This window comes from Pseudomonas sp. P42 (assembly GCF_017973755.1).
In the GTDB taxonomy this organism is placed as follows: Bacteria; Pseudomonadota; Gammaproteobacteria; order Pseudomonadales; family Pseudomonadaceae; genus Aquipseudomonas; species Aquipseudomonas iridis.
The window spans coordinates 155,253-172,901 of record NZ_JACOPU010000009.1; the positions used below are offsets into that span (position 1 = coordinate 155,253).

Consider the following 17,649-nt stretch of genomic DNA (forward strand, 5'->3'; position numbering starts at 1 on the left):
GAGGCGCAAATTAGGCTTTGCTGAAAGGGATAAGCCGAGGCGCGCGCAGGCTTTACAGCCGCAGTGATGCCCCTTCAGAACACCGTGAGTCTGAGGAAAATCCCGATGCTGACTTTGAATATCAATGGCAAGGATCAAGAGCTCGACGTCCCCGCGGACATGCCGTTGCTCTGGGTCCTGCGTGATGTCGCGCACCTGACCGGCACCAAATTCGGTTGCGGCATGGCGCAGTGCGGCGCGTGCACCGTGCATGTCGATGGCGCGCCGTTGCGTGCCTGTATCACCCCGGCCACGGCCGTCGCCCATGGGCAGAAAATCCTCACCATCGAAGGTTTGTCCACGGATGGCTCGCACCCCGTGCAGCAAGCCTGGGCCGAACTCGATGTGGTGCAGTGCGGTTATTGCCAGTCCGGGCAGATCATGTCGGCCGCCGCCTTGCTGGCGAAAATCCCCAAACCTACCGACAGCGATATCGATCAGGCGCTCTCCGGCAACATCTGCCGCTGCGGCACTTACCCAAGAATTCGCGCAGCGGTCAAACGTGCGGCCGAGATCGGTTGAACCTGACGGGGAGATAAACGATGAACAGTCCCGTATCGCGTCGGGGTTTTCTCAAAGGCAGTGCCCTGTTGGGCGGCGGTCTGGTGGTGGCGTTTGCCGTGCCTGGCGGCCACCGGTTTGCCATGGCGGCGGAGGGTGAGGGCAAAGTCTTTGCGCCGAATGCCTTTCTGCGCATCGGCGCCGACAACAGCGTCACCGTACTGCTCGGGCATTCGGAAATGGGCCAGGGCATCTGGACCGGCCTGACCATGCTGATCGCCGAAGAACTGGACGCTGACTGGTCGACCATCCGCGTCGAACATTCGCCCGCGTCGGCGGCGGATTACGGCATGCCCGCTTTCGGCGGCATGCAGATTACTGGCGGCTCGACGTCAACCTGGATGGAGTTCGACCGTTATCGGTTAGCCGGTGCAACGGCCCGGCAGATGCTGGTCGAAGCGGCGGCCAAACGCTTTGACGTCGCGCCTTCGACGATTCGCACCGAATCGGGTGTAGTGATGGCTGGCGATAAACGCGCAACCTACGGCGAACTGGCGGACGCCGCCGGGCAACTGCCGGTACCGGATCCGAAATCCATCACGTTCAAGGAGGCCAAGGACTGGAAGGTCATCGGCAAACCGACCAAACGCCTCGATACCCCGGAGAAAATCACCGGCCGCGCCAAGTTCGGCATGGACGTGCAATTCGAGGGTTTGATGACCGCCATGGTCGTCCGTGCGCCGGTTTTCGGGGCGACGGTCAAGTCCTTCGAAGGCGCTCAAGCATTGGCGATCCCGGGCGTACATAAAGTGCTGCAGGTGCCGAGTGGCGTCGCGGTAATTGCGGAGCATTACTGGGCGGCGAAACTGGGCCGCGATGCGCTGAAAGTCGATTGGGACCTTGGGCCTCACGCGGATCTGAGCAGCGAAAAGCTACTGGAGAGCTTTCGCAAACTGGCCACCACACCGGGCACATCAGCCAGTCAGGCCGGCGATGCCAAGGGCAACTTCAGCAAAGCGGCGAAGAAGATCGACGTTGAATACAGCGTGCCTTACCTGGCGCATGCGCCGATGGAACCGTTGAACTGTACGGTGAAAATCAGCGAGCAGAAATGTGAAATCTGGACGGGCACGCAGTTTCAGACGCTCGACCAAATGGTTGCCGGAAAAATCACCGGGTTGAAGCCCGAGCAGGTGGAAATCCACACGGAATTCCTCGGCGGCGGGTTTGGCCGCCGGGCCAATCCGACTTCGGATTTTGTCGCTGAAGCCGTGCAAGTGGCGAAAGCGGCGGGTCTGCCGGTGAAAACCGTGTGGTCGCGGGAGGACGATATCCGCGGCGGTTATTACCGCTCGATGTTTCTGCATCAGGCGCGAATCGGCCTTGGCGCGGATGGGCTGCCCCTGAGCTGGCAGCATGTGCTGGTCGGGCAGTCGATCATGACCGGCACGTTGCTGGAAGCGACCATGGTCAAGAACGGCATCGACCCGACGTCCGTCGAAGGTGTCAGCGACAGTCCGTACGTCAAAGGTCTGGCCCATCATCAGGTCGATCTGCATTCACCGCAGACCGGAATCAACGTGCTGTGGCTGCGTTCGGTGGGGCATAGCCACACGGCGTTTGTCATGGAGTCGCTGATCGACGAAATGGCCACGGCGGCGGGCAAGGACCCGGTCGAATACCGGCGAACATTGCTCAAGGAGCATCCGCGTCATCTCGGCGTGCTCAATCTGGCGGTTGAGAAGGCCAACTGGACAGCGCCGCTGCCGGATGGCCATGCCCTGGGTGTCGCGGTGCACGAATCGTTTGGCAGTTATGTGGCGCAGGTCGCGCAGGTGTCCCAGGACAATCTGGCGATTCGCGTGCATCGGGTGGTGTGCGCGGTGGACTGTGGGATTGCGGCCAACCCGCAGAGCATCGCGGCGCAGATGGAATCGTGCATCACCTTCGGTCTGGGCATGGCGCTGCACAGCAAGCTCACGCTCAAGGACGGTGCGGTCGTGCAGTCCAACTATCACGATTATCAGGTGCTGCGGCTTAACGAAATGCCGGTGGTCGAGGTGCACATCGTACCCAGCAGCGACAAACCTGGCGGCATCGGCGAGGCCGGTGTGCCGCCGACCGCACCGGCGGTGGCCAACGCGGTGTACGCCCTGACCGGGCAACGCCTGCGCGAGCTGCCGCTGCAACTGTCGGGGGTATGAGATGAAACGACATCTGGTCTTGGGAGCGGTGGTGTTGGTCGGTCTGGGCGGCTATGCCGCGGATGTGTTCGCCGACGAGCAGGAGGCCTTGAAAGCCTTCGCCACGGTGCAGAAAGTGTTCCAGAGTCCGCGCTGCCAGAACTGCCACATTCCCGGCGATTCGCCGCTGCAATTCGACGCCGGCATTCCTCATGCGATGAGCGTTGTGCGCGGTATGGACGGCAAGGGCGCCGCCGGTTTGCCTTGTGCCACGTGTCATGCTGACAACAATCCGCCGGCCAGTTATGGCCCCCATGCCCCGCCGGGGGCGCCGCACTGGAGCCTGCCCCCAGCGGCGCACAAAATGGCCTGGATCGGCCTGCCGCCGGACAAGCTGTGCGCGATGATCAAAGACCGTTCGAGCAATGGCGACCGCGATTTCGCCGCGCTGATCAAACATGTCAGCGAGGACAAACTGGTGCTTTGGGGCTGGAATCCCGGCACCGGCCGCGCGCCAGTGCCGGTGCCGCACGACATATTCGTGAACCAGTTCAAGCTCTGGGCCGATGCTGGGGGGCCATGTCCTGTAGTGGGTGGTTGATGGGGTGAGGCCGAGGAGAATTAGCGCTACTCTTAGGAACACTGATGCCAATGGAGTGTGTGATGCTGGTTCCCCGAAAACCTGCCAACGAAGAGGCGCGCATTCAGGCGCTGCATGGCCTCAATCTTCTGGATTCGGCCCCCGAAGAGCGTTTCGACCGACTCACGCGGCTGGCCAAACGTCTGTTCAATGTGCCCATTGCATTGGTGACGCTGGTGGACAAGGACCGTCAGTGGTTTAAATCCTGTGTCGGGCTCGATGCTACCGAGACGTCGAGGGACATTTCCTTCTGCGGCCACGCGATTCTCAAGGATGACCTCCTGCTGGTGCGCGATGCCCGCGAGGATGAGCGCTTCCATGACAATCCGTTGGTGACCGGCGAGCCGAACATTCGTTTCTACGCCGGCTATCCGCTGACCGTGCCCACTGGCAACAAACTTGGGACGTTGTGCCTGATCGACACCAAACCCCGTGATCTCGACGAAGAGGAGCGTGCACTGCTACGTGATCTGGCCGAAATGGCCGAGCAAGAGCTGACGGCTGTGCAGATGGCGAGCATGGACGAGCTGACGCTGCTGTCCAACCGTCGCGGCTTCAAGCAGCTGGCTCAACATGCCCTGGACGCCTGCGCCCGGCTCAGTCGCCCGGCGACGCTGCTGTTTTTCGATCTCAACGACTTCAAGCAAATCAACGATCTGTACGGCCATGCCGAGGGCGACAACGCGTTGAAGACTTTCGCCGATGTGCTGCGCATCGCCTTTCGTGAGAGCGATGTGGTCGGACGCCTGGGCGGCGATGAATTCGTCGCACTGCTGACCGGCTCCAGCCACATCGAGACCACAGCGGTCATGGCACGCCTCAAGGAAATTCTCGAAGAACGCAACGCCACGCTCCACCGTGGTTACGCCATCCGCTTCAGCGTCGGCCAGATCGAATACGACGCGCAACGCCACGACAACGTCGACCGCCTGCTGGCCGACGCGGACACGGCGATGTACGCGCACAAACAGGCGTTGAAGCGTATCCAGTAAGCACCTGAAGCGCAGTGCCCGCTCCCACACGGGCGGCGGCATGCCTGAACTCCAGCAAACCGCTCAAAACATAATGGCGCCGGTGACGTTCGGCGCGTTGTCATCGTTCGTACGGACTCAAGGATTGATAGAACGCCAACCAGGCCGCATGGCAGGTCTCGGCATCTTTCAGGTCGAGGGTAGCCCCGGCACGCTCCAGGGCTGATGCTTCGCGCTCCTTGAACATGTGATCGACTGCGGCCTGGGCGATGGCGTTGATTGCGGGTGAGGCGTAGGTGTCGGGAATCGCGGCCGACTGCCGCGTGAACGGCGCCCCCGGTACGTCGAGACGCACAATGGTGCCCTGACAGATCGCCTGCTCACGAGGACGCGTGCCGCGCCGGTAGGCCTCGTCATCGAATGGCAGCTCGCGCTGAGCGGCTGACATCAACAGTGACGGGGGAATGTCCCTGCGCAACCGCACCTGCGAGTGGCGCACGAAAATTTCGAAAATCCGCGAGGTAAAACCCTCGAGCAACGCGATGATGGCGAACGACCCCGCACCGGCAGGCTGCTGCGGCTCTGCTACCGGGTGCAGCGCAAACAGTTGCAGCGTACCGTCTTCGATATCGAGCCTTTGCTGCAACGGCAGCTCGCAGAACGCTTCCTTGATCAGCGCGACGTAGGCGTTTTTCAAACGCGTCAGGCGGCTGGCCAGTGCAGACTGAAATTGCCCCGATACCTTTCTAAGTCGGTAAAACTGCGGCGCCATCGTTTGCAGATTCAACGCTGCCAGCGTCGAGCGCCAGTGCGTCATGTCGGGCTTCAACCTGTCGGCCATGTGCAGCTCGACGAGGGAGTAAAAAGGCGCCTGGTTGTGCGCATTGGCGCTGGCGTCGCTCGCGACCAGAACCCTGTCTTCCAGGTGCAGGTGATGGCCGAAGACAGTCTGCAGATCGGCCAGTGCCACGGTGTAAGGCGTGGCGAACCCTGAGTCGAAAGCTTCCTGGCGCAGCCGGTCCAACGCTTGCGTGTGCGCGCTGAACCGGGCGGCAGCCTGTCCCAGCGTTGCTGCGTCATAGGTGTTGCCGGCAAGCTCGGGATCACGCTGGATCAGACCTCGGGCGATGGCCCAGTCGGCGACCAGCGCAGCGCTCGCATACTTGCTCTCGTACGTCTGTGCAGTCAGCGCGATCGGGATGCTGGCCAGGGTCATCAGTTGGTCGAACGACATCAGTCGGCTCAGGCCTGACTTGAGATGCTCGACATGCAACACCGTCTGTTTCAGTTTGACCCAGTCAATGGAGCTGATGTACGTGACGGAGTCCGGGATGCCGCGAATCAGAAACTCCGGCGCAATGCCCGACAACAGCAAGTGGGTGGCCAGGGTTTTGTTTGTGATCGCGGCCAGACCGGATTGATGCTCGATGAAGCGACGCACCTCGCTCAGACTTTCACCCCAGAAAAAGCGGTCGTTCAACGGTTGGCCCACGACCCGGTCGAGCTGCTCGCCGATGTTCGCATCAAGACTGAGTATCAGCGCCGCCATTATCAGACGTTCGCGGTTGACGGCAATCAATGCCTTCTCTTTGTACGCCTGCTTGAACGCACTCAACAATTGGTTGCCCAGCGCATGCGAACGGGGCGTGATGAGGATCTGGCTGATCCGGTAATCCGCTTTGGCCAGCAGTGTTGCGCGGGGCAGGTCGGTGTCGACGCCTTCGCTCAGGTAGTCGATCAGCGGTGCGCTGTCAGGGGGGACGAATGCCTGGGTGGTGTCGATGATCAGTTGGCGTTGCTCCACGGTAAATCGCTCGGCGTTTTTGCCGGGGTGGCCTAACAGGTACCAGTGATCCATGTAAGAGGGATGCAGGGCCAACAGGGTTTTTTCCCACTGCGCGATGCGTCGCGCCGATTCGACGTTGTCGGGCAGATTCATTTCATAGAAACGCATCATTTGCCTCAGGCTGACCTTGCCGTTGCTGCGCATGGCGCCACCGGCCTCGGCCGCCAGTGATTTAAGCCGCTCGAGCATGGCATTCAGCTCCCTGTTCTTTTTCACCTTTGCCGTCAGGTTGACCCAACTGTCGTTCCTGCCTGGCGTCCCCACGTGGCCCCTTTCGCTTACCAACAATGGGCTGTTCGCCCGCAGGTTTTCGCGCCTGAGAATCGCTTGAAACGCAGCATTGGCCCTGAACGCCGCCAGGGTCACCTTGTCGGCGGCCACCCGGTGCCCCAATGAAGAAACCGGCATCGGTTGGCTCTGTTCCGTCAGATCAATTGGCGCCGTGGCGTCTTTGTTACGGCTAAACGCCTCCAGCCGCCGAATGATGTGCTGGCAGTTCTCGACGTCGCCGAAAGCCTGTTGGTAACGCAGGATGGGCAGCGCCGTCTGCACATACTCACTGACGTAGGGCAGGGGTGGCCAGGTCTGCTGGCGCAAACGCGAGACCAGCGTGCGGGCTTGCTGGCTGTTTTGCGGCAATGGGTAGCCGTACCGGCTCAATACGTGATCGAGGTCGAGGGCTAAAGCGGCGTTGGACAGCTGCGAGCCTGACGTGAGGGTAATCGGTAGGCCGGCAATGCTCGCACGGTCGAACGGCCGCTTCAGTTGCTCGTCTTCCGCAAGGGCCTGTTCGAGTGTCGTCGCAATGTCGCGAAGATCCTGGAGCTGAGTGCTGCGCTCCACGACCAGCGCGGACGTCGTGTGGCCGTCGGCGTTGATGCGCGCGAGGCCGCTGTGTTTCAGCTCATTGATCAATGCGCGAGCCTGCTGCACGTTTTGTGGCTCCGGATAACCGTAAAACGCCAGCACCACGCGGCGCGGAAAACGATGCAGCGGGTTGGCGGACTTGCCGCCGACATACGGCAGGCCGAATCCGGCCGTATCGATGCGCTGGGAGATCGACCACAGGATCGGTGCCATTTGCCACCAGCCGGAGTCGTCCTCCAGGGTGAATGTGCGCAGGGTGCGCGTGCCGTTCGGGGCCGTCAGGACCTGTAACGTGTCGTCCTTGAGATTGAGGGTGTCGAGGTCGATGTGGAACCGGCTGGCCCAGTCGAGAAACTCCGGGCGCTCCAGTGCAGACCAATAAAGCTCTGTCCACTCATGCAGCAGGCACTCGCGCGGAATTTCCAGGGTGCGCAGCGGGGCGTCGGGGCTGGCGACCGGCACGGCGGTCAATTCATCGATGAGGCATCGGATCAGCGCCTGTTCGCGCCGGTCGCGTTGCGGTTGCGGTTGCGGTTGCGGTTGCGGTTCGGTTTCGTCCATCAGTGTTCTCCTATAGGCGGTTGAAAACCGCTGAGCGTCGATTGTCGAACGACGGGGAGAACCTCCGGTGGTACATAGTTATTGCCCGTGCGCGCGTTTTGCGCAGGCGAAAAAAAACCGCCTCGAAAGGCGGTTTCTTCTACATCGAGATCACTCTTCGATGTTGCCCATGGCGGTGGTGTTGAAGCCGCCGTCCACGTACATGATTTCACCGCTGATGCCCGACGCCAGGTCAGAGCACAGGAACGCGCCGGCGTTGCCGACTTCGTCGATGGTGACGTTGCGACGCAGTGGGGTCTGCGCTTCGTTGGCGGCCAGCATCTTGCGGAAGTTCTTGATGCCGGAAGCGGCCAGCGTACGGATCGGGCCAGCCGATACGCAGTTGACGCGGGTGCCGTCCGGGCCCAGGGAACCGGCCAGGTAACGTACGCCAGCTTCCAGCGAAGCCTTGGCCATGCCCATGACGTTGTAGTTAGGCATGGTGCGCTCGGCGCCCAGGTACGACAGGGTCAGCAGGCTGCCGTTGCGGCCTTTCATCATTTCGCGGCCGGCTTTGGCCAGGGCCACGAAGCTGTAGGCGCTGATGTCGTGAGCGATGCGGAAACCGTCACGGGTGGTGGCTTCGGTGAAGTCGCCGTCCAGTTGGTCGCCCGGGGCGAAGCCAACGGAGTGCACGATGCAGTCCAGGCCGTCCCACTTCTTGCTCAGTGCTTCGAAGACCTTGGCGATTTCTTCATCGCTGGCCACGTCGCACGGGAAGCACAGCTCAGGGCTCGAACCCCAGCCTTGGGCGAACTCTTCAACACGACCTTTCAGTTTGTCGTTCTGATAAGTGAAGGCAAGCTCAGCGCCCTCGCGATGCATGGCGGCAGCGATGCCGGATGCGATGGACAGCTTGCTGGCGACACCGACGATCAGTACGCGCTTACCGGCGAGAAAACCCATGTGTTGCTCCTCTTTCAGGTTATTGCGCAGTGGCTGGTGCCAAAAAAGCGGCTTCCAGCAACTGCTGTGTATACGGATGTTCAGGGGCGGCAAAGATTGCTTGCGCGTCTCCCTGTTCGACCACTTGGCCATGCTTGACCACCATCAACTGGTGGCTCAGCGCTTTGACGACAGCCAGATCATGGCTGATGAACAAATACGTCAGGTTGTACTTGGCTTGCAGTGAACGCAACAGCTCCACCACTTGCCGCTGCACCGTCCGGTCGAGCGCTGAAGTCGGCTCGTCCAGCAGGATCAGCGCCGGTTTGAGCACTAACGCTCGAGCAATGGCGATGCGTTGCCGTTGCCCACCGGAAAATTCGTGGGGGTAGCGGTGCCGGGTTTCCGGATCCAGACCTACCTCCTTCAATGCCGCAATAATTGCCGCTTCCTGTTCGGCGGCGGTACCCATCCTGTGAATCCGCAGGCCTTCACCCACGATGTCGCTGACGCACATCCGCGGGCTCAGACTGCCGAACGGGTCCTGAAACACCACCTGCATCTCCCGGCGCAACGGGCGAATCTCGTTCTGCGTCAGGCAGTCTAGCTGCTTGCCTTCAAAACGGATCGCGCCTTTGCTGGCGATCAGCCGCAAAATCGCCAGACCCAGCGTGGATTTACCGGAACCGCTTTCGCCCACAATGCCCAAAGTCTGACCTTGAGGCAGGCTGAAATTGATGCCGTCCACTGCCTTGACGTAATCCACCGTGCGCTTGAGCAGGCCTTTCTTGATCGGGAACCAGACTTTCAAGTCCTCGACCTCAAGCAGCGGCGCCCCGATTTTATTGGTCGCCGGGCCTCCGCTGGGCTCCGCGCCGAGCAATTCCCGAGTGTACGGATGCTGCGGCGAACGGAACAGCTCTGCGCACGATGCCTGTTCGACGATGCAACCGCGCTGCATGACACATACGCGATGCGCAATTCTTCGCACCAGGTTCAAATCGTGACTGATCAGTAGCAGCGACATGCCCAATCGGGCCTGAAGTTCCTTGAGCAAATCGAGGATTTTCAGCTGAACGGTCACATCCAGCGCCGTGGTCGGTTCATCGGCAATCAGCAGTTCGGGCTCGTTGGCCAGGGCCATGGCGATCATCACCCGCTGGCGCTGGCCGCCGGACAGTTCGTGGGGCAGGGCCTTGAGGCGCTTGTGCGGCTCGGGGATGCCCACCATCTCCAAAAGCTCCAGCGTGCGCTTGGTCGCGACTTTGCCGGTCAGCCCCTTGTGGATGCCGAGCACCTCGTTGATCTGCTTCTCGATCGAGTGCAGCGGATTGAGCGAGGTCATCGGCTCCTGAAAAATCATCGCGATGCGGTTGCCGCGGATGTGGCGGATGGTTTTCTCGCTCAGGCCCAACAGGTTTTGCCCGCCGTAATTGATGCTGCCGGCCGGATGCCGCGCCATTGGGTACGGCAGCAAACGCAGGATGGAGTGGGCGGTCACCGATTTGCCCGAGCCGGATTCGCCGACCAGCGCCAGGGTTTCGCCGCGTTTGATGTCGAAGCTCACGCCCTCCACCACCCGGTGCAGGCGCTCGCCGACACCGAATTCGACGGCGAGGTCGCGCACTTCGATCAGATTGTCCTGATTCATTTCACTTCCTCGGGTCGAAGGCATCGCGAGCGGACTCGCCGATAAACACCAGCAAACTCAACATCAGCGCCAGCACCGCAAACGCACTCATGCCCAACCACGGCGCTTGCAGGTTGGATTTGCCCTGGGCCACCAGCTCGCCCAGCGACGGACTGCCGGCCGGCAAGCCGAAACCAAGGAAGTCCAGTGCAGTGAGCGTACCGATGGCGCCAGTGAGGATGAACGGCATGAAGGTCATGGTCGAGACCATGGCGTTGGGCAGAATGTGGCGGAACATGATCGCCCCGTTCTGCATGCCCAGCGCCCGCGCTGCGCGTACGTACTCGAGGTTACGGCCACGGAGGAACTCGGCACGCACCACATCAACCAGACTCATCCACGAAAACAGCAACATGATCCCCAGCAGCCACCAGAAATTCGGCTGGACGAAACTGGCCAGAATGATCAGCAGGTACAGCACCGGCAACCCTGACCAGATCTCCAGAAAACGCTGTCCGGCCAAGTCCACCCAACCACCATAGAAGCCCTGCAAGGCCCCGGCGATCACGCCGATGATCGAACTCAGAATGGTCAGCGTCAGGGCAAACAGTACCGAAATGCGGAAGCCGTAAATCACCCGCGCCAGCACATCGCGACCTTGATCATCGGTGCCCAGCAGGTTGTCCGCCGACGGAGGGGCAGGGGCCGGGACCTTCAGGTCGTAGTTGATGCTTTGATAGTTGTACGGAATCGGCGCCCACAGCACCCACGCATCCTTGGCCTTGAGCAGTTCACGGATGTACGGGCTCTTGTAGTTGGCTTCCAGCGGAAATTCACCGCCGAAGGTGGTTTCCGGGTAGCGCTTGATCGCCGGGAAGTACCAGTTGTTGTCGTAATGCACCACCAGCGGTTTGTCGTTGGCGATCAATTCGGCGCCCAGGCTCAGCCCGAACAGGATCAGAAACAGCCACAGCGACCACCAGCCGCGCTTGTTGGCCTTGAACAGTTCGAAGCGGCGGCGGTTGAGAGGGGACAGGTTCATCTCAATGCTCCCGGCTTTCGAAGTCGATACGCGGATCGACCAGGGTGTAGGTGAGGTCGCCAATCAGTTTCACCACCAGCCCCAGGAGGGTGAAAATGAACAGGGTGCCGAACACCACCGGGTAATCGCGGTTGATCGCCGCTTCGAAACTCATCAGACCGAGGCCGTCGAGCGAGAAAATCACTTCCACAAGCAACGAGCCGGTGAAGAAGATACCGATGAACGCTGACGGAAACCCGGCGATCACCAGCAGCATGGCGTTGCGGAAGACATGACCGTAGAGCACGCGGTGACGGGTCAGGCCCTTGGCCTTGGCGGTGACCACGTACTGCTTGTTGATCTCGTCGAGGAAGCTGTTTTTGGTCAGCAGAGTCATCGTCGCGAAATTGCCGATCACCAATGCCGTCACCGGCAGCGCCAGGTGCCAGAAGTAATCAAGGACCTTGCCGCCCAGGCTCAATTCGTCAAAGTTGTTGGAGGTCAGGCCGCGTAACGGAAACCAGTCCAGATAACTGCCGCCGGCAAACACCACGATCAGCAGGATCGCGAAGAGGAACGCCGGGATCGCGTAGCCGACGATGATCGCCGAACTGGTCCAGACATCGAAGTGACTGCCGTGTCGCGTGGCTTTGGCGATCCCCAGCGGGATCGACACCAGGTACATGATCAGCGTGCTCCACAGCCCTAGTGAGATCGATACCGGCAGCTTTTCCTTGATCAGGTCGATGACCTTGGCGTCGCGAAAAAAGCTGTCGCCAAAATCCAGCGATGCGTAGTTCTTGACCATGATCCATAGACGTTCCGGGGCCGATTTGTCGAACCCGTACATGTGCTCGATTTCCTTGATCAGCGCCGGGTCGAGGCCCTGCGCACCGCGATAGGCGGAACCGGCCACCGACACTTCGGCACCGCCGCCGGCAATGCGGCTGGTGGCGCCTTCAAAACCTTCGAGCTTGGCGATCATTTGCTCGACCGGCCCGCCGGGCGCAGCCTGAATGATCACGAAGTTGATCAGCAAAATGCCGAACAGGGTCGGGATGATCAGCAACAGTCGCCGAAAAATATACGCCAGCATCTGATTACTCCGTGCCCGCAGGGTCGGCTTGCAGTTTGGTTTCGACTTCTATCGCCGGTTTCGCGTCGGGTTTGACCCACCAGGTATTAATTCCGATGTCGTACTTGGGCGAGACTTTCGGGTGGCCGATGTGGTTCCAGTACGCGACGCGCCAGGTCTTGATGTGCCAGTTGGGGATCACGTAATAGCCCCACTGCAAAACGCGGTCGAGCGCGCGGGCATGGGCTACTAGACTTTTGCGCGTATCAGCGTTGATCAGGCTCTCGACCAGTTGATCGACGATTGGATCTTTCAAGCCCATGGTATTGCGGCTGCTCGGCTTGTCGGCGGCGGCACTCATCCAGAATTCGCGCTGCTCGTTACCGGGCGAATTGGACTGCGGGAAACTGCCGACAATCATGTCGAAATCCCGCGAACGCACGCGGTTGATGTACTGCGAGACGTCAACACGGCGGATCACCAGATCGATGCCGAGGTCGCTGAGGTTGCGCTTGAGCGGCAGCAACACGCGTTCGAAGTCGGTCTGCGTCAGCAGAAATTCGATGACCACCGGTTTACCGCTGGCGTCGACCATTTTGTCGTCGACGATCTTCCAGCCGGCCTCTTGCAGCAGTTGATAGGCCTCGCGTTGCTGCGTGCGAATCATGCCGCTGGCGTCGGTCTTCGGATTCTCGAAGGCTTCGCTGAACACCTGCGCCGGGAGTTTGCTGCGAAAGGGGTCGAGGATCGCCCGCTCATCAGCGTCGGGCAGGCCGATGGCGGCCATTTCCGAGTTTTCGAAATAACTGCGGGTGCGCACATAGGCGCCGTTGAACAATTGCTTGTTGGTCCATTCGAAGTCGAGCAGCAGCCCCAGCGCCTGACGTACCCGAACATCCTGGAACACCGGGCGGCGCAGGTTGAAGACAAAACCCTGCATGCCGGTCGGGTTGCCGTTGGCGATCTGTTCCTTGATCAACCGACCCTCGGTGACGGCCGGGATGTTGTAGGCGTTGGCCCAGTTCTTCGCGGTCATCTCCAGCCAGTAATCGAATTGACCGGCCTTCAACGCTTCGAGCGCGACGGTGTTGTCGCGGTAGTAATCGGTGGTCATCGTGTCGAAGTTGTAAAAGCCGCGATTGACCGGCAAGTCCTTGCCCCAGTAATCCTTGACCCGCTCGTAGCGCACCGAGCGCCCGGCCTTCACTTCGGTGACTTTGTAGGGGCCGCTGCCGAGCGGAATTTCCAGGTTGCCTTTGGTGAAGTCGCGCCCGGCCCACCAGTGTTTGGGCAGCACCGGCAACTGGCCGAGGATCAGTGGCAGTTCGCGGTTGTTGGTGTGCTTGAATTTGAACAGCACTTTCAACGGATCTTCTGCGATCACTTCGGCGACGTCATTGTAGTAGCCGCGAAACAGCGGTGAACCTTCCTTGGTCAGCGTCTCGAAACTGAACACGACGTCGTCGGCGCGTACCGGGTGACCATCGTGGAAGCGCGCTTCGGGGCGCAGGTAAAACCGCACCCAGCTGTTGTCCGGGGCCTTTTCGATCTTGCCGGCGATCAGGCCGTATTCGGTGAAGGGCTCGTCAAGGCTGTGCTTGGTCAGGGTGTCGTAGATCTGGCTGATGTCTTCGGCAGGTACGCCCTTGCTGATGAACGGGTTGAGGCTGTCGAAGCCGCCGGACCCGGCCTGGCGAAAAGTCCCGCCTTTGGGCGCGTCGGGGTTCACGTAGTCGAAATGCTTGAAGTCGGCCGGGTATTTCGGCGGCTCGTTGTACAGGGTCAAGGCATGCTGCGGGGCGGCAAACGCCAGCCCGGCGAACAGCAGGCCGCTGGCCTGCACGAGCAGGGCGCGGATCGGTTTCATTGATCTTTCTCCGAAGACTTCAGCCACCATGCGCTCAGGCCCAGGGTGAAGGGCGGCGTGGTGACAAAGGCCAACCGGTTGCGGTAGGCCAGGCGATGATAATTGAGGTACCAGTTGGGAATGCTGTAGTGCTGCCAGAGCAGTACGCGGTCGAGGGCCTTGCCGGCGGCGACCTGCTCGTCGCGGGTGCGCGCGGCGAGCAATTGTTCGAGCAGGTGATCGACCACCGGATTGGCGATGCCCGCGTAATTCTTGCTGCCCTTGATCCCGACCTGGCTGGAATGGAAGTACTGCCATTGTTCAAGGCCCGGGCTGAGGGTCTGGTTGAGCGTCATCAGGATCATGTCGAAGTCGAATTGATCGAGGCGTTGTTTGTACTGGGCGCGATCCACCGTGCGCAGGCGCGCGTCGATGCCGATACTTTTGAGGTTCTCGATATACGGCTGGAGGAGGCGTTCCAGGTTCGGATTGACCAGCAACAGCTCGAAGCGAAACGGCTGGCCAGCGGCGTTTTGCAGGCGTTGGCCATTAAGTTTCCAGCCAGCCTCGGCAAGTAACGCCAGCGCCTTGCGCATAGTGTCCCGCGGGACCCCGCGCCCGTCGGTCTGCGGCAGGGTGAACGGCTCGGTAAACAGCTTGGCCGGCAGTTGCTCCCTGTACGGCTTGAGCATCAGCCATTCGTGCCCGACCGGCAGGCCGCTGGCGGAAAATTCGCTGTTGGGGTAGTAACTGGTGGTGCGCTTGTACGCATTGCTGAACAGCGCGCGGTTGGTCCATTCGAAGTCGAACATCAGGCCCAGCGCTTCGCGAACCCTGGTGTCAGCGAAGGTCGCTCGCCGGGTATTCATGAACAGGCCCTGACTCTGGGTCGGGATCTGATGCGCGATCTGCGCCTTGATCACCTCGCGACGGCGCACGGCCGGAAAGTTGTAGCCGTTGGCCCAGTTCTTCGCCTGATGCTCGATGTAGATGTCGAACTCGCCGGCCTTGAAGGCTTCGAAAGCGACGTCGCTGTCACGGTAGAACTCGACTTCCATGCGATCGAAATTGTACTTGCCACGATTGACCGCCAGGTCCTTGCCCCAGTAATCCTTGACCCGCTCGAAGATCAACTGGCGCCCCGGCGTCACCGAAGTGATGCGGTACGGGCCGCTGCCCAGCGGCGGTTCGAAGGTGGTGGCCTTGAAGTCGCGGTCTTTCCAGTAGTGTTGCGGCAGCACGGGTAATTCGCCCAGGCGCAGAATCAACAGCGGGTTGCCTGAGCGCTTCATCACGAAACGAATGCGCTGCTTGTTGAGGATGTCGACCCGCAGCACTTCCTGCAGCGCGGTGCGATATAGCGGATGACCTTCCTTGAGCAGCAATCGGTAGGAGAACGCCACGTCGTAGGCGGTGATGGGTGTTCCGTCGTGGAAGCGTGCTTCCGGGCGCAGATTGAACACCACCCAGCTGCGATCTTCGCTGTACTCCACCGATTGCGCGATCAAGCCGTAGCTGGATGCCGGTTCGTCACCGGACGGCGAATACTGGCCAGTGCCGACCATCAACGGCTCATTCAGCTCGTTGATGCCGTACTGAAGGAAATTCCCTGTAGAAACCGGGCTGGTGCCCTTGAAGGTGTACGGATTGACCGTATCGAAGGTGCCGAACGCCATTACCCGCAACGTACCGCCCTTGGGCGCTTGCGGGTTGACCCAGTCGAAGTGGGTAAATCTGGCCGGGTACTTGAGCGTGCCGAATTGCGCATAACCGTGACTTTCGGTAATCGTCGCACTTGCGGGTGAGCTCAAGGCCAGGCTGATCAGGAGCAGGAGGAGGGGACGCTTCAAGTCAGATCTGATCCAGGCGGCTTGGGCTTTGTGGGCCGTACAGTAACAGCTTGTCTGGACAGGAAAAAGATAGCCGGGTAATGGGCTGTTAATCCTCTTGCCGAAGAACCCCTCACCCTGACCCTTTCCAGAAGGGAGAGGGGATGGATCTGCCAGTCACCCCGCGTTCAAGTCAGACGCCCGTCGAAAAAAAGCCCCTGAAATTCAGGGGCTTTTTTATCAATCAATGCGGCGAATAAACCGTGAGCATCTGCCCTGGCTTCAATGCCTTGCCGGCACCCGGATTCCAGCGCTTGAGATGTTGCATCTCAACATTGAAACGCTTGGCCACAACATACAGGGTGTCGCCGCGCTTGACCTTGTACTGGGTCTGCTGGGCGCTCTCGGCCTTGCCTTTGGCCTTGCTGTTCGCCGCAATTACGGTGTTGACCCGGCCACTCTTGCGCGAAGGGCTGCGCTTGGTGTTGTCCTGCATCACCAGGGTCTGACCGACCTTGAGGTTCTTGCCGGTCAGTTTGTTCCAGCGTTGCAGATCCTTGACTTCAACCTTGTTGGCCTTGGCGATGGTGCCAAGGTTGTCGCCGCGCTTCACGCGGTAGGCGCGCTTGAGCTGCGCCACTTCGGCAGGATCGGCACCTTCGAACACCGGTTTCAGCGAGCGCGGGCTGATCAACTCGTCAGGACGCATGGTTTGCAGGCTGGCGGTCAGCAGTTGCGCCTTGGACGTCGGCACCAGCAAATGCTGAGGCCCGTCGATGGTCGTGCGCTGCTTGAACGCCGGGTTGAGCTGGAACAGTTCGTCTTCGTCGATGTTGGCCACCGCAGCGACTTTCGACAAGTCCATGCGCTGGTTGATTTCGACGACCTGGAAGTACGGTTCGTTGGCGATCGGATTGAGATTGACGCCGTAGGCTTCCGGCGCCAGGACCACTTGCGACAGGGCCAGCAACTTTGGCACATAGGCCTGGGTTTCCGCTGGCAGCGGCAGGTTCCAGTAGTCGGTTGGCAGGCCGAGCCTTTCGTTACGCTCGATCGCGCGGCTCACTGTGCCTTCACCGGCGTTGTAGGCCGCCAGCGCCAGCAGCCAGTCACCGTTGAACATATCGTGCAGACGAGTCAGGTAATCCATTGCTGCGGTGGTCGAGGCAGTGATATCGCGACGGCCATCGTAGAAACGGGTCTGACGCAGGTTGAAGTAACGACCGGTTGAAGGAATGAATTGCCAGAGACCTACCGCATGGGCCCGGGAATAGGCCATCGGGTTGTACGAGCTTTCAATCACTGGCAGCAGGGCCAGTTCCAGCGGCATGTTGCGTTCTTCGAGGCGTTCGACGATGTAATGGATATAGAGACTGCCGCGTTCGCCGGCGTTCTCGAGAAAAGAGGGGTTGCTGGCAAACCACAGGCGCTGCTGCTCGATGCGCGGGTTCACACCCAGGCCTTCCTGCAACTGGAAACCCTGGCGCATGCGCTCCCAGACATCCTGGGGAACCTGTGGGCTGGGCTTCTCGGTCAGCCAGATCGGCTTCTGCTTCGCTCGCGCAGCAATGTTCGGCGTATGGGTCGCTTCAGGCTGCGGGGCATGGCTGGAACAGCCCGCCAGCGTGGCAGACACCGCCACCGCGATGGCTTGCGCCAGGCGGGTCAACGCATCTGAATTGACGGACTTACGTATGGATGACGACATTGGCTGGA

General features: G+C 60.6%; 12 protein-coding genes. 4 read left to right on the forward strand and 8 right to left on the reverse strand.

The window, feature by feature from the left end:
- Nucleotides 1–105 precede the first annotated feature (105 nt).
- The 4 genes from H8B20_RS26400 (at nt 106) to H8B20_RS26415 (ending at nt 4,355) form a co-directional block, all read left to right on the forward strand.
- A complete protein-coding gene (locus H8B20_RS26400; RefSeq protein ID WP_007965305.1) occupies nt 106–561 on the forward strand; it encodes a (2Fe-2S)-binding protein in 456 nt (151 codons plus the stop codon).
- Nucleotides 562–581: 20 nt separating this feature from the next.
- Nucleotides 582–2,744: a xanthine dehydrogenase family protein molybdopterin-binding subunit gene (locus H8B20_RS26405; RefSeq protein WP_210625053.1), complete on the forward strand. Its 2,163-nt coding sequence runs from the start codon at nt 582–584 to the stop codon at nt 2,742–2,744.
- A 1-nt stretch (nt 2,745) separates the two neighbouring features.
- Entirely contained in the window at nt 2,746–3,324 is a 579-nt protein-coding gene (locus H8B20_RS26410; protein ID WP_210625054.1) for a hypothetical protein, read from the forward strand.
- A gap of 62 nt (nt 3,325–3,386) precedes the next feature.
- Nucleotides 3,387–4,355 (forward strand): GGDEF domain-containing protein, encoded by a 969-nt coding sequence (locus H8B20_RS26415; RefSeq protein ID WP_210625055.1) that lies wholly within the window; start codon nt 3,387–3,389, stop codon nt 4,353–4,355.
- Nucleotides 4,356–4,455: 100 nt separating this feature from the next.
- Here the strand turns inward: H8B20_RS26415 and H8B20_RS26420 are convergent, their stop codons facing one another.
- The 8 genes from H8B20_RS26420 to H8B20_RS26455 form a co-directional block, all read right to left on the reverse strand.
- Nucleotides 4,456–7,608 carry a hypothetical protein gene (locus tag H8B20_RS26420; protein WP_210625056.1) on the reverse strand — a complete coding sequence of 1,051 codons (3,153 nt, stop codon included), beginning with the start codon at nt 7,606–7,608 and terminating at the stop codon, nt 4,456–4,458.
- Nucleotides 7,609–7,758: 150 nt separating this feature from the next.
- Complete coding sequence (gene fabI, locus H8B20_RS26425) at nt 7,759–8,553, reverse strand: enoyl-ACP reductase FabI (RefSeq protein WP_007910591.1); 795 nt, start codon at nt 8,551–8,553, stop codon at nt 7,759–7,761.
- 19 nt (nt 8,554–8,572) lie between these two features.
- Nucleotides 8,573–10,183, reverse strand: coding sequence for an ABC transporter ATP-binding protein (locus tag H8B20_RS26430; RefSeq protein ID WP_210625057.1), 1,611 nt, complete (start codon nt 10,181–10,183; stop codon nt 8,573–8,575).
- 1 nt (nt 10,184) lies between these two features.
- Nucleotides 10,185–11,204 (reverse strand): ABC transporter permease, encoded by a 1,020-nt coding sequence (locus H8B20_RS26435; RefSeq protein WP_042558794.1) that lies wholly within the window; start codon nt 11,202–11,204, stop codon nt 10,185–10,187.
- A 1-nt stretch (nt 11,205) separates the two neighbouring features.
- Entirely contained in the window at nt 11,206–12,279 is a 1,074-nt protein-coding gene (locus H8B20_RS26440) for a microcin C ABC transporter permease YejB (protein WP_042558795.1), read from the reverse strand.
- Nucleotides 12,280–12,283: 4 nt separating this feature from the next.
- Entirely contained in the window at nt 12,284–14,125 is a 1,842-nt protein-coding gene (locus H8B20_RS26445) for an extracellular solute-binding protein (RefSeq protein ID WP_210625058.1), read from the reverse strand.
- Nucleotides 14,122–15,954, reverse strand: coding sequence for an extracellular solute-binding protein (locus H8B20_RS26450; RefSeq protein WP_210625059.1), 1,833 nt, complete (start codon nt 15,952–15,954; stop codon nt 14,122–14,124). The genes H8B20_RS26445 and H8B20_RS26450 overlap by 4 nt, the downstream gene beginning before the upstream one ends.
- A 223-nt stretch (nt 15,955–16,177) precedes the next feature.
- Complete coding sequence (locus tag H8B20_RS26455; RefSeq protein ID WP_210625060.1) at nt 16,178–17,641, reverse strand: transglycosylase SLT domain-containing protein; 1,464 nt, start codon at nt 17,639–17,641, stop codon at nt 16,178–16,180.
- Nucleotides 17,642–17,649: the final 8 nt, after the last annotated feature.

Bases quoted from the DNA above. Each gene is read 5' to 3' on its own strand.
- H8B20_RS26455 (WP_210625060.1), bottom strand. From the start codon at position 17,641: ATGTCGTCATCCATACGTAAGTCCGTCAATTCAGATGCGTTGACCCGC.
- H8B20_RS26400 (WP_007965305.1), top strand. From the start codon at position 106: ATGCTGACTTTGAATATCAATGGCAAGGATCAAGAGCTCGACGTCCCC.
- H8B20_RS26420 (WP_210625056.1), bottom strand. From the start codon at position 7,608: ATGGACGAAACCGAACCGCAACCGCAACCGCAACCGCAACCGCAACGC.
- H8B20_RS26445 (WP_210625058.1), bottom strand. From the start codon at position 14,125: ATGAAACCGATCCGCGCCCTGCTCGTGCAGGCCAGCGGCCTGCTGTTC.
- H8B20_RS26430 (WP_210625057.1), bottom strand. From the start codon at position 10,183: ATGAATCAGGACAATCTGATCGAAGTGCGCGACCTCGCCGTCGAATTC.
- H8B20_RS26410 (WP_210625054.1), top strand. From the start codon at position 2,746: ATGAAACGACATCTGGTCTTGGGAGCGGTGGTGTTGGTCGGTCTGGGC.
- H8B20_RS26440 (WP_042558795.1), bottom strand. From the start codon at position 12,279: ATGCTGGCGTATATTTTTCGGCGACTGTTGCTGATCATCCCGACCCTG.
- H8B20_RS26415 (WP_210625055.1), top strand. From the start codon at position 3,387: ATGCTGGTTCCCCGAAAACCTGCCAACGAAGAGGCGCGCATTCAGGCG.
- H8B20_RS26435 (WP_042558794.1), bottom strand. From the start codon at position 11,204: ATGAACCTGTCCCCTCTCAACCGCCGCCGCTTCGAACTGTTCAAGGCC.
- H8B20_RS26405 (WP_210625053.1), top strand. From the start codon at position 582: ATGAACAGTCCCGTATCGCGTCGGGGTTTTCTCAAAGGCAGTGCCCTG.
- fabI (WP_007910591.1), bottom strand. From the start codon at position 8,553: ATGGGTTTTCTCGCCGGTAAGCGCGTACTGATCGTCGGTGTCGCCAGC.